9 protein-coding genes and 1 pseudogene are annotated in these 12206 nt (G+C 59.0%); 9 read left to right on the top strand and 1 reads right to left on the bottom strand.

The window, feature by feature from the left end; translation table 11 throughout:
* The first annotated feature begins 4 nt into the window (after positions 1 to 4).
* The 4 genes from B0G77_RS17055 to B0G77_RS17070 all read left to right on the top strand — a co-directional run bounded on the left by B0G77_RS17055 (position 5) and on the right by B0G77_RS17070 (position 4484).
* Complete coding sequence (locus B0G77_RS17055; RefSeq protein ID WP_133663163.1) at positions 5 to 1027, top strand: FAD-binding oxidoreductase; 1023 nt, start codon at positions 5 to 7, stop codon at positions 1025 to 1027.
* Positions 1028 to 1106: 79 nt separating this feature from the next.
* Positions 1107 to 2720 carry a methyl-accepting chemotaxis protein gene (locus B0G77_RS17060; RefSeq protein WP_133663164.1) on the top strand — a complete coding sequence of 538 codons (1614 nt, stop codon included), beginning with the start codon at positions 1107 to 1109 and terminating at the stop codon, positions 2718 to 2720.
* Positions 2721 to 2775: 55 nt separating this feature from the next.
* Complete coding sequence (locus B0G77_RS17065; protein ID WP_133663165.1) at positions 2776 to 3525, top strand: electron transfer flavoprotein subunit beta/FixA family protein; 750 nt, start codon at positions 2776 to 2778, stop codon at positions 3523 to 3525.
* Between the two features lie 23 nt (positions 3526 to 3548).
* Positions 3549 to 4484: an FAD-binding protein gene (locus tag B0G77_RS17070; RefSeq protein ID WP_133663166.1), complete on the top strand. Its 936-nt coding sequence runs from the start codon at positions 3549 to 3551 to the stop codon at positions 4482 to 4484.
* Between the two features lie 28 nt (positions 4485 to 4512).
* Here B0G77_RS17070 and B0G77_RS43245 read toward each other — a convergent pair whose 3' ends face one another.
* Positions 4513 to 4767, bottom strand: coding sequence for a hypothetical protein (locus B0G77_RS43245; protein ID WP_166656171.1), 255 nt, complete (start codon positions 4765 to 4767; stop codon positions 4513 to 4515).
* Between the two features lie 191 nt (positions 4768 to 4958).
* Here B0G77_RS43245 and B0G77_RS17080 point away from each other — a divergent pair, with 191 nt between their 5' ends.
* From B0G77_RS17080 to B0G77_RS17100, 5 genes and pseudogenes are all read left to right on the top strand, one after another.
* Positions 4959 to 5975, top strand: a complete 1017-nt coding sequence (locus B0G77_RS17080; RefSeq protein ID WP_133663167.1) for an NADP-dependent oxidoreductase — start codon at positions 4959 to 4961, stop codon at positions 5973 to 5975.
* A gap of 199 nt (positions 5976 to 6174) precedes the next feature.
* Positions 6175 to 7341 carry an ADP-forming succinate--CoA ligase subunit beta gene (gene sucC, locus B0G77_RS17085; protein ID WP_133663168.1) on the top strand — a complete coding sequence of 389 codons (1167 nt, stop codon included), beginning with the start codon at positions 6175 to 6177 and terminating at the stop codon, positions 7339 to 7341.
* A 105-nt stretch (positions 7342 to 7446) separates the two neighbouring features.
* The gene (gene sucD / locus B0G77_RS17090; RefSeq protein ID WP_133663169.1) at positions 7447 to 8328 is read left to right on the top strand and encodes a succinate--CoA ligase subunit alpha; all 882 of its coding nucleotides are present in this window, start codon (positions 7447 to 7449) and stop codon (positions 8326 to 8328) included.
* Positions 8329 to 8526: 198 nt separating this feature from the next.
* Positions 8527 to 9615, top strand: coding sequence for an MBL fold metallo-hydrolase (locus B0G77_RS17095; RefSeq protein WP_133663170.1), 1089 nt, complete (start codon positions 8527 to 8529; stop codon positions 9613 to 9615).
* Between the two features lie 1041 nt (positions 9616 to 10656).
* Positions 10657 to 10887 (top strand): annotated as a pseudogene (locus tag B0G77_RS17100) (tyrosine-type recombinase/integrase); the annotation flags it as partial.
* Positions 10888 to 12206: the final 1319 nt, after the last annotated feature.

The raw sequence follows: 12206 nt of genomic DNA on the forward strand, positions 1-12206 counted from the left end.
TGCCATGACTGCATTCAAGCTGAGAATCGAGCCGGCGGGTGTCGAAATTCCGTGTTCCGCCGAGGGCAGCCTGCTCGATGCCGCGCTGGCTGCCGGTTACTTTCCGCGTCATAGCTGTCGGCGTGGCCAATGTAACGCGTGCGAGGCGCGCGTCGTGTCCGGCGACGCGCGCTATCCGAGCGGATTCGAGCCGGAAGGCGTGCGCGACGGTTACGTCTTGACCTGTCAGGCTCGCTGCACGACGGATGTCACGATCGAGGCCCAGGAGGTCGCGTCCACTCCGGGGCAGCGTGTTTTGCAGACAGGCGCGCGGGTGCTGGAAGTCCAGCGGGTGAGCGAGGACGTGGCCCGCGTGCGGCTGGCAGTGCCAACGGAAACGGGTTTTGCTTTTCAGCCAGGGCAGTATGTGGAAGTGATCTTGCGGGATGGGGCGCGGCGCAGCTACTCAATGGCGAACGCGCCCGACGGGAGCGGAACGATCGAGTGGCATGTCCGCGCGGTGCCAAGCGGGCGCTTCTCGAACCACGTCTACCGCTCGCTGAAGCCGCGTGACATGCTGCGAATCGAGGGACCATTTGGCACGTTCATGCTACGAGATTCGTCTGCGCCCGTTATCTTCCTGGCCTCGGGAACGGGTTACGCGCCGATTGCGGCGATGCTGAAGGCGCATGAGACGGTCATCCAGCAACGTGGCGCGGTGCTCTATTGGGGAGGCGTGCGTCTTAGCGATCTCTACGCATACGACGAGGTATGCGCGTGGGAGCAGGCCCATCCCGGGTTCCGCTTCGTTCCGGTTCTGTCGGGCGACGAGCCCGGTTGGACCGGACGCAAAGGCTTCGTGCATGAGGCCGTGTCTGCGGATTTCCCGAATCTTTCGCAGCATGAAGTTTACGCCTGTGGCAACCCGCTGATGGTCGACGCAGCGGGGCACACCTTCACTCAAGCGAACGGACTTCCCGCGGGAAATTTCTTCAGCGATGCGTTCGTCACTAGACCGGAGCCGGTGAAGACCGACGAAAGGGTATGACTTTCGACCGCACAGGTGTGCACGAATACGCCTGTGCGCACGCCATAACCTTGGCCTGGTAGGAAACTTGGGATAACAGATGAAAGGCATGATGGGAACGATGCGCTTCACGATCATTGTGGGTGCGACTGTCTGCGTTGTTATGCTGGCTGCGATGAGTTCCTTTAGCGCTATCGGACTATCCAGGCTAAATACACGTGTCGCGGACGTTTACCTCAAAGGCGCGCTTCCTATTGCGAACCTCGGCGACATGCGCAAGGCGCAGTTGGACATACGCTTACAGTTGCGCCGCATACAGGCAACGACCGATGCGTCCACTGTCTCATCGTTCACGGATGCAATTCGCGAAGATGAAGACCTCCTACATAAGGCGTGGAATGACTACTACGCCAGTGGGGCTGCGAGTGGCGAAGGACGGGCTGTGGCCGACCGCATTGTGGCGTTACTTCCTCGGATCATGGATGGTGACGCGAAAATTACTTCGGCCTATGCGGCCGGCGACCGAGATACTGCGGAAAAATATATCGTCGCCGATGAAGCGGTCTGGAAAGCACTGACGGCTGCCATTGATGATGGCGTCGATGTTACACGTTCTGAAGCGGGAAAATGGGCCGACCAGGGGCATGCGACCTATCATACAACGCTGATTCTCGCGTTGACGATGTCGGGTATGGGCCTACTCATAGCAATCGCTATTAGTATCTATCTCCTGCGTTCGATCTCGCGCCCCCTCGAAAAATCAATAGGTGTCGCCGGTAACATCTCTGTCGGCAAGCTGGAGAACAATTTAATCGTCGACTGCGGAGGTGAATTCGGTCAGTTGCTCGCGGCTCTGAAAAGGATGGATGAGCAGCTATCGTCGACGGTTCGCCGCATACTGGCGTCCGCTGCCTCGGTTGGGCGTTCGTCCCACGAAATCGCAAGCGGCAATATGGAACTCTCCTCACGAACTGAAGAACAAGCTTCGTCGCTGGAGGAAACGGCAGCGAGCATGACGCAGCTGACGGAGACCGTGAAGCAGAATGCAGACAATGCAATGCAGGCGAATGAACTCGCGACTGGCGCAGCCAGTCTAGCCGACACGGGTAACGAAGCAGTGCAAGGCATGGTTGGAACTATTGAGAAAATCGCCAGCAGCTCGTCCAAGATTTCAGATATCACGGGCGTGATAGAAGGCATCGCGTTTCAAACAAACATTCTTGCCTTGAACGCCGCAGTTGAAGCGGCGCGCGCCGGCGAGCAGGGACGCGGATTTGCGGTCGTTGCCAGTGAGGTGCGCAGCCTTGCCCAACGGTCTGCGGCTGCGGCTAAGGAAATCAAGGAACTGATTGGCGCGTCGGTGGCGATGATTCAGGAGGGTGCTCGCCAAGCTACGGACGTGGGCGCAACCATGACGCACGTCAAGCAGGCCATCCGCAGCGTCTCAGATATCGTTGCCGAAATAGCACGCGCGTCCGACGAGCAAAGCCGCGGGATCGAGCAGGTCGGGCAGGCGATATCGCAGATGGACGAGGTGACGCAACAGAATGCGACGCTTGTCGAACAGGCGGCCGCCGCCGCGCAGTCACTCCAGGAGCAAGCAAAAAATCTAGGCGGCGCGGTATCGGTCTTCGTGTCGAGGCAGGGCACTGAAGGAACGGTGGCATCCGAACGCCGCCAGGTTGAGGAGCAGCTAGAAGCTCCCGTCGTTTAGTAAGAAATTCCGAGCCCTCGGAGGGTTTTGCATTTTTCAATGAACGGTGATTGAGATGAAATTGTTGGTTTCAGTGAAACGCGTGGTCGACTACAACGTCAAGGTCCGGGTCAAGTCGGACGGCACGGGCGTCGACATTGCGAATGTGAAGATGTCGATGAACCCGTTCGACGAAATCGCCGTGGAAGAGGCGGTGCGTCTGAGGGAAGCGGGTGTGGCTACGGAAGTGGTGGCGGTGTCGGCCGGCGTGGCGCAATGCCAGGAGACGCTGCGCACGGCACTGGCGATCGGTGCCGATCGCGCGATCCTGATCGAGTCGAACGAAGATCTGCAGTCGCTGGCTGTGGCCAAGCTGCTCAAAGCGCTCGTCGATAAGGAGCAACCGCAGCTCGTGATCCTGGGCAAACAGGCGATCGACGACGATTCGAACCAAACGGGCCAGATGCTCGCCGCGCTGGCCAATCTGCCGCAAGCGACGTTTGCCTCGAAGGTGACGGTCGGAGGCGGCAAGGCCACGGTTGCGCGTGAAGTGGACGGCGGCGCGGAAACGCTGACGTTGACGCTGCCTGCCGTGGTGACGACGGATCTGCGCCTGAACGAGCCGCGCTACGTGACGCTGCCCAACATCATGAAGGCGAAGAAGAAGCCGTTGGAAACGATTAAACCCGAGGACCTCGGCGTGGATGTGGCACCGCGTTTGAAGACGCTGAAGGTGGCCGAGCCGCCCAAGCGCAGCGCCGGCGTGATGGTGCCGGACGTGCAGACGCTGGTCGAGAAGCTGAAGACCGAAGCCAAGGTGCTGTGAGATTACGCACGGAGCGAGACGAAATGACGATTCTGGTAATTGCGGAACATGACAACGCGTCGATCAAGGGCGCGACGCTGAACACAGTTGCTGCTGCACAGAAGATTGGCGGCGACGTCCACGTGCTGGTCGCCGGCCACAATGCGCATGGCGCAGCCGAGGCAGCGGCCAAGATCGCGGGCGTGGCGAAGGTGCTGCTGGCCGATGCGCCGCATCTGGCCGAAGGCTTGGCGGAAAACGTCGAAGCCACGGTGCTGGACATTGCGAAGGATTACTCGCACATCGTGGCGGCGGCAACGGCCTATGGTAAGAACATTGCACCACGCGTGGCGGCCAAGCTGGATGTGGCGCAGATCAGCGAAATCACGGCTGTGGTGTCCGCCGATACGTTCGAGCGTCCGATCTACGCGGGCAATGCCATCGCCACGGTGCAATCGGGCGACGCGATCAAGGTCATCACGGTGCGTGCGACGGGCTTCGATGCGGTAGCGGCCGAAGGCGGCAGCGCATCGGTGGACAAGATCGAAGCCGCAGGTGACCGTGGCATTTCGCAGTTCGTCAACCGCGAAGTGACGAAGCTCGATCGCCCGGAGCTCACGAGCGCGAACATCATCGTGTCGGGTGGCCGCGGCTTGGGCAGCGGCGAGAACTACACCAAGGTGCTCGAGCCGTTGGCCGACAAGCTCGGTGCGGCGCTGGGCGCCTCGCGCGCGGCCGTGGATGCGGGCTATGTGCCGAACGACTACCAAGTGGGCCAGACGGGCAAGATCGTTGCACCGCAACTGTATGTGGCGGTGGGCATCTCGGGTGCGATTCAGCACTTGGCCGGGATGAAGGATTCGAAGGTGATCGTGGCGATCAACAAGGATCCCGACGCGCCCATCTTCAGCGTGGCCGACTACGGGCTCGTCGGCGACCTGTTTGTTGCCGTGCCCGAACTGAGTGAGCGTATCAACTGAGGTTCGTCGAAATCGCCATCGGAACTATCTAAGGCGGAACAGAACGATGGATACGATGCAGCAGGCCCGCCTTGACGCGGCTGCCGCGGTCAATGCGGAGGACGCTTCGATTTGGCGCTGGTTTTGCGTGCTTCTCGAAGAGCGCAGAGTTCGGTGGCGCTATGCGTTCGATCAATGGGTCGTGAGCGTTGATCGAGTTCGCGTTGCAGCCGAAAGTAATTTTCACGATGCCATACGCGCTGCTAAACGGGCCGCCGAAAATCGCGGCCTTGGCCTGTTGCACGAAGCATCGGGCGATGTGAGACGGTCGAGGGTGAACGAGGACGTGACGCGGTGCCTCCGGTCCGACGATGAATGTCTGCGGTCTCCCGTCGGACATACCCATTAAACCGCGATAAGGCGGCGTCCTTGTTCGCCTATTTGTTGAGAATTTCGGAATAGCGATCGCGGAACCGAGCGGTGCATGGAGAACATATGAAGCAAAAGTCGTGGATTGTCCACAAGCCGGCGCGAGGCGCCTATGACCCTAGCTGTCTGAAGCTTGAGGAGCGAGAGAGGCCGAGTCAGGCGGGCGGAGAGGTTCTCGTGCGCACGCTATTGCTGAGCCTAGACCCGAGTAGTCGCAATTGGCTCAGGCTCGATCGTGCATCTTCCCATTCGGCACTCGGAGTAGGACGCGTGATGGTTGGCATGGCCGTGGGTGAGGTCGTTCAGTCGGGGGCGGGGTGCTTCTCCCCAGGAGACCTCGTGCAGGGACTATGGGGATGGGAAGAATTCTCGGTTGCCCGTTCTGACGCGCTTGAGAAAATCGAGCTGCCACCAGGCGTTCCGTTGGAAACGCACCTTTCAATCTTTTCGCACATCGGGCGTGCGGCCGCGGTGGGTCTTCTCGAAGTGGGCGCGCTCAGTCCGTCGGACACTGTGGTGGTGTCGGGTGCAGCGGGGGCGACGGGATCCCTGGCGGCGCAGATAGCCAAGGCATTTGGCGCCCGCGTGATCGGCATTGCCGGCGGTGAGGCTAAGTGCCGCAGGTTGCTCGACGAGTTGGGACTCGATGGTGCGATTGACTACAAGTCTGAGCCACTCGATGCAGCGCTTCGTCGAGAGTGTCCCGACGGCATCGATCTTTACTTCGACAATGTCGGGGGGGCGACGCTTGACGCTGTCTTAGAAAATATGGCTGTTGGTTGCCGCATTGTGGTCTGTGGCGCAATCTCGCAGTATGACCTGGCTACCGAGAGCGAAGCATACGGAATCAAGAATCTTCCGTTCATGCTCATCAAACAAGCGCGGATGGAAGGATTCGTCGTTTCCCAATTCCAACATCGTTACGCCGAGTTCGACGAAGTGCTCCTCGATTTGTTCACCGAGGGCAAGCTGAAGCATCGTGCGCACTTGGTGGACGGGCTCGAGCACGCGGCTGAGTCTCTAAAGCTGTTTTTCAGCGGTGCTAATGAAGGCAAGGTAATGATCCGCGTGGCGTCCCGATAGGATCTCGATTACCGTTCTCAGACATATGAAAATGGGCTGGCGCCGAGATGGGTGCTTTGTCGACCACCGGCTTCACGCGGTTCGCTCTTGGTGCACCAATCGGTTGTCTCGCCTCCGTTGCGGCTTGTACAGGGCAACGCCTCTCGCAATTTTCGATCGAAACAACTCAATCCAACTCTCAGACTGAAGGGAATCACGCATGAAGATTCACGAGTACCAGGGTAAGGAAATCCTGCGGAAATTCGGAGTCGCGGTACCGCGCGGCAAGCCGGTCTTCTCGGTGGACGATGCGGTCAAGGCCGCTGAAGAGCTCGGTGGCCCGGTGTGGGTCGTCAAGGCTCAGATCCACGCGGGTGGCCGTGGCAAGGGTGGCGGCGTGAAGGTCGCGAAGTCGCTGGAACAGGTCCGCGAATACGCGAACCAGATCCTCGGCATGCAACTCGTCACGCACCAGACTGGTCCGGAAGGCCAGAAGGTGAATCGCCTGCTGATCGAAGAAGGCGCTGACATCAAGAAGGAACTGTATGTCGGTCTCGTGATCGATCGCGTCTCGCAAAAGGTCGTCGTGATGGCCTCGAGCGAAGGCGGCATGGACATCGAAGAAGTCGCCGCGAAGACGCCGGAAGCGATCCACAAGGTCGCCGTCGATCCGTCGAAGGGTCTGCTGGACGCGGAAGCCGACGATCTGGCGAAGAAGATCGGCGTGCCCGACGCTTCGATCCCGCAAGCCCGCTCGATCCTGCAAGGCCTGTACAAGGCAACGTGGGAAACGGACGCGTCGCTGGCCGAAATCAACCCGCTGATCCTGACGGGCGACGGCAAGGTCATCGCGCTCGACGCCAAGTTCAACTTCGACTCGAACGCACTGTTCCGTCATCCGGAAATCGTCGCTTACCGCGATCTGGACGAAGAAGATCCGGCTGAAGTCGAAGCGTCGAAGTTCGACCTCGCGTACATCTCGCTCGACGGCAACATTGGCTGTCTGGTGAACGGCGCTGGTCTGGCGATGGCGACAATGGACACGATCAACCTGTTCGGCGGCGAGCCGGCGAACTTCCTCGACGTTGGCGGTGGCGCGACGACCGAGAAGGTCACGGAAGCGTTCAAGCTGATGCTGAAGAACCCGAACCTGACGGCGATTCTCGTCAACATCTTCGGCGGCATCATGCGTTGCGACGTGATCGCGGAAGGCGTGATCGCGGCTTCGAAGGCGGTCGATCTGCAAGTGCCGCTCGTCGTGCGCATGAAGGGCACGAACGAAGACCTCGGCAAGAAGATGCTGGCTGACTCCGGCCTGCCGATCATCTCGGCGGACAGCATGGAAGAAGCTGCGCAGAAGGTCGTCGCGGCTGCCGCAGGCAAATAAGGGCGCATCGCATCAAGGATACCGAATGGCTGCGCTTGGGCGTCCCGGTCCGTGCCACGTCACGGCGGGAACGCAACGCGACGCCAAACGAACAGAGGTCAATACATGTCGATTCTGATCAACAAAGACACGAAGGTCATCACGCAGGGCATCACCGGCAAGACCGGCCAGTTCCATACGCGCGCATGCCGCGAATACGCTAACGGCCGTGAAGCCTATGTCGCGGGCGTGAATCCGAAGAAGGCCGGCGAGGATTTCGAAGGCATTCCCATCTACGCAAGCGTAAAGGAAGCGAAGGCCGAAACCGGCGCGACCGTCTCGGTCATTTACGTGCCGCCGGCAGGCGCGGCTGCGGCGATCTGGGAAGCGGTCGAAGCCGACCTCGACCTGGCGATCTGCATCACCGAAGGCATCCCCGTTCGCGACATGATCGAAGTGCGCGATCGCATACGCCGTGAAAACCGCAAGACGCTGCTGCTCGGACCGAACTGCCCGGGCACGATCACGCCGGACGAACTGAAGATCGGCATCATGCCGGGTCACATCCACCGCAAGGGCCGCATCGGCGTCGTGTCGCGCTCGGGCACGCTGACGTATGAAGCAGTCGGCCAGCTGACGGCACTGGGCCTCGGCCAGTCGTCGGCAGTCGGTATCGGCGGCGACCCGATCAACGGCCTGAAGCACATCGACATCATGAAGATGTTCAACGACGATCCGGATACGGACGCCGTGGTCATGATCGGTGAGATCGGCGGTCCGGACGAAGCCAACGCGGCTTACTGGATCAAGGACAACATGAAGAAGCCGGTGGTCGGCTTCATCGCTGGTGTCACCGCGCCTCCGGGCAAGCGCATGGGCCACGCCGGCGCGCTGATCTCGGGCGGTGCCGACACCGCGCAAGCGAAGCTCGACATCATGGAAGAGTGCGGCATCAAGACCACCAAGAACCCGTCTGAAATGGGCCGCCTGCTGAAGGCGCTGCTTTGATCAGGAGCGGCAACAATAGAGATGTAGAACACGAACCCGCGCGCGGTGCAGCCGAGGCAACCAAAGTCGCCGAGCACCAGATCGACCGTCCGATCCGTGGATCCTCAAGACACCAACGCTGTGGTGCTTTGGCTTGTCGGGCGTCTCGCTGAACTTGGCTGCCTAGGTTGCTCGCGCAAAACGAATCGGTCCGATTCCATGAGTGACGAGACTCTCATTCCTCCTCGAGACGATAAGCCCGTTCTTCACTACCCTTGTGGCGAAGCGCCCGCAGCCGGGACGGTCAGCGAAATTGCGCCGGGCGTGCTGTGGTTGCGCATGCCGATGCCGCTCGCGCTCAACCACATCAATCTATGGGCATTGCGTGACGGCAACGGATGGGCAGTCGTCGACACCGGCCTGCAAACCAGCGACACGGCAGCGGCTTGGCACCAACTGTTTGCCGACGGCGGTGCTTTGGCGCAAGGCAGACTGACGCGCGTCTTCGCCACGCACATGCACCCTGACCATATCGGCATGGCAGGGTGGCTCACGCGGAAGTTCGACTGCCGGCTTTGGATGACCCGCATGGAATATCTGATGTGCCGGGTCTTGGCCGCCGGTACCGGACGAGCCGCACCGGACGACGGCGTGCGCTTCTACCGGCAGGCGGGCTGGGACGACGACGCGATCGAGCTCTACAGGATGCGATTCGGCGGCTTTGGCAAGTTCGTGCACGCGTTTCCGGATAGCTTCCGTCGGCTTAGCGACGGCGAGACCCTGAACATTGGTGAGCATTCCTGGCGTGTTGTAACTGGCAATGGGCACTCGCCGGAACATGCATGCTTCTACTGCGCCGAATCGAAACTATTGATCTCCGGCGACCAGGTATTGCCGCGGATCTCATCCAATGTCTCGGTCTTCCCGACCGAACCGGACGCCAACCCGATGGAGGACTGGTTAGCATCCCTCGACAAACTGCAGCAAATGATCCCCGACGACGTCCTCGTGCTGCCCGCACACAACGAGCCGTTCAGGGGACTTCACGAGCGCCTTGACTATTTGAGACGAAGCCACCATGCGACGCTCGACCGGCTAAGACAGGCTCTGGTTCAGCCGAAGCGCGCAGTGGATGTATTCCCGCAGCTTTTCTCACGTCCGATCAGCTCGGCGGAGCCGGGCTCGCTCGGCATGGCCACCGGCGAGAGCATCGCACACCTGAACTACCTGTTGCACCGCGGCGAAGCTGAGATGGAACTTCGGTCCGACGGTTGCGCATGGTATCGCCTGAGCCGCTCGATCAATTGACGTGAGCGTCCGGTGTCCCGTCGACGATTGTCATTCCGCTCGTGACATGCGGAATGAAATGGACAGACGGCAAGAAAACTGTCCATCTAGGCGAAAATCTAATGGACGCGAATTGATCTGTCGAACCATTGATTGTTGGGCCCCAAGCCTGTCCATTTTCACAATAGAATGGCAGCTCCGCGACAACACCATCAGGCTGTGGAACCCGGCGAACGGCGTGACTGTACCCATCAAATCTGCAACCAACGCAAGTTCGCGTGTGAAAAATTAGACCATTTGCGCGATTTCATATATCCACGACGAAAAAGATCGTCGGTTTGCGAAAGCCGGACGCGCGAGGTGCTTTTTACGGCCGAAGATGCTACCTTCGAGTCGTCCTACGATGCTCGCAGCATGCCGACGTCACGGACAGCATCGGACGATTCCATGGTGCAATTGCGGTTAATTGGCGGAGACTGCCGATCGACAGCCGTGCACTAGTGGTTACACGATGGCGGCGGCACGGCAATCTTGTTCAATTGCTCACCAACGCAGGGAAATGTGTTCACCTTAAGGTCCGGGCTGTTCATTTGACGGCCAGTTCTGTTCAAAGGTTGGCGACCGCACGGCAAAGATGGTGACACGCTGACGAAAGCCGCACTCAGAACGACGCTGTGTTCACGGTTGCCGGAAAATCGTGATCGTATTTGCCGAGGGCGGCCACAAACCGCGGCGGGATGCTATTCACGAGTGAGCAAAGTCGTTACAAAGTTGACGTTCGCGGGCAACGATGATCCGACGGTGACGAAACCGGCCGTGGGTTGTGCCCGAGTTGACGACTCCCAGGCAAGGTTTCTTTGGTGGGAATCGGCAATCTCAGGCTTCCTTCAGATCACCAAAAAAGTTTCAACTTTCGGTTCGCTCACGTGCATGGCCACGCAATCAGCGTCACAATTGCATGCCGGACAGCGGAAATATCCGCGAAATTCCGGTCGAATATCGGGTAACCAATTCCTACGCGAATTACGTGGAATATCTGATACAGATTGCGTGGAAGCGTTCTACGAGCGCAGCCGCTGGCTGATCCGCCTGCTGTACCACACGGTGCTGCGGGTCTCGGAAGCTGCGCATGCGAAGGTTGCGGACTTCTATCAGCGGCGCGGCAAACGGTGGCTGCACGTGGTCGGGAAGGGCGACACCGAAGAGGAGGTGCCGGTGAGCGCCGCGCTGATGGCAGACCTCGCGCGGTACCGGGGTTTTCATGGGCTGGCACCGACGCCGTCGGGAAATGAAATTGCGTAGTGCGTCGTACCTGAGATCACGTGTGATCACGCATCGTGATCGAAATTGTCGAGGGCGGCAAGCCGGACACGAGACTTAACGTAAATCCCTTAGAAATGCCACAAGACCATCTGCGGGTGCATTTTTTGACGCAAACCATTTAGAAACGGCGTTGACGGCATTTCTAAACGATTTCTGTCGAGTTTTCATAACAGTTTCTGTGAATGCACTCAAACGTCCAACGGTAACGAACAGGTACAAACTTGCTAAGCCTCCGTCTATCCCCGACGGGATGAAAAGCCGGACACCTTCACCGGCCCGAGGGAGGCACCGAAATGCTGAAGGATTGAGCGCGAAGGGCGCATGGATAGAAACGATCTTGTCCCGCTTGAATGGGCTGCGGAGCATGTCTCCGTTTTCAATTTTCCCGACAGTGATGCGCGGATGTTGAGAGATACGTCCGCTCGGGCAAACCACCAATTTTCCGCCGAAAGCCGGTCCACGTTCACACCACGGACGCGAGCTTTAGCGACAAAGTGCGTGCTAAGCGCGCGCAATCTTGGGACCGGCGCAAAAGTATGTACTCGATGCGTTAAAGCAGTCAAAGCATGTGTTCAGTGTGCAATCTCGTCGAGCGCACATACATTGTCTCCGCGCACTTCAATCAATCGTAGCTCGCCTGAGCGATTCCGGCCGCCTGAGTCGCATTTTGCTAGCGACATAAAACACCAAGCTGGGACGTGTGAAGCGCTTCTCCACCTAATTTACATCCTCAAGGTAAATTTGCACCAAAAGCGGGAAATCGGCCTTGTTTCAGGAAAAGTGGTTAGAAATTTACGTTCACGGACTCAAGCTACGTGAATGCTCGAGAAATAAGTTGCAACACTCCTGCAAAGTGTCAAATTCACTGATTAGCGTGAAAAATGTCGCAACTTTAGTTCGCCGGGCTGAAAGCTCGATAATTTATCTTATGTCAAATTAAACATCGAAGCCCTCCACATTTGAGGGACCGACTCCATTCGCGACCGACAAATTTGACCGGTCGCGAATGACGGGAATGGCCGACGACCTGCCCGTCAGCACCAATCAACGACACCCCGAAAAGGGCGATCACCCCAGCGAGTGCGCCTCAGCACTGACCTGGGCGTCTTCCGCCCTCCAGTCACAATCGTTCAACGCCAGGGATGCCAATTCCGCAATTCCGCGAGATTCTGGCGCAATATAAGAGTGCGACAACTGCCGACGAAGACGAAGGCATACGTGAAAAACTCCACCGCGCTCGGGCTGTTTTGCCGGCTATTTCTCGGCCTGTTTGTGGGTTTTTTTTGCAT

Origin of the sequence: Paraburkholderia sp. BL10I2N1 (assembly GCF_004361815.1) — a bacterium.
Classification (GTDB): Bacteria; Pseudomonadota; Gammaproteobacteria; order Burkholderiales; family Burkholderiaceae; genus Paraburkholderia.

What these genes read in the sequence shown, in the direction of transcription:
- B0G77_RS17055 (WP_133663163.1), top strand. Translation starts at nt 5, where the DNA reads ATGACTGCATTCAAGCTGAGAATCGAGCCGGCGGGTGTCGAAATTCCG.
- B0G77_RS17060 (WP_133663164.1), top strand. Translation starts at nt 1,107, where the DNA reads ATGAAAGGCATGATGGGAACGATGCGCTTCACGATCATTGTGGGTGCG.
- B0G77_RS17065 (WP_133663165.1), top strand. Translation starts at nt 2,776, where the DNA reads ATGAAATTGTTGGTTTCAGTGAAACGCGTGGTCGACTACAACGTCAAG.
- B0G77_RS17070 (WP_133663166.1), top strand. Translation starts at nt 3,549, where the DNA reads ATGACGATTCTGGTAATTGCGGAACATGACAACGCGTCGATCAAGGGC.
- B0G77_RS17080 (WP_133663167.1), top strand. Translation starts at nt 4,959, where the DNA reads ATGAAGCAAAAGTCGTGGATTGTCCACAAGCCGGCGCGAGGCGCCTAT.
- sucC (WP_133663168.1), top strand. Translation starts at nt 6,175, where the DNA reads ATGAAGATTCACGAGTACCAGGGTAAGGAAATCCTGCGGAAATTCGGA.
- sucD (WP_133663169.1), top strand. Translation starts at nt 7,447, where the DNA reads ATGTCGATTCTGATCAACAAAGACACGAAGGTCATCACGCAGGGCATC.
- B0G77_RS17095 (WP_133663170.1), top strand. Translation starts at nt 8,527, where the DNA reads ATGAGTGACGAGACTCTCATTCCTCCTCGAGACGATAAGCCCGTTCTT.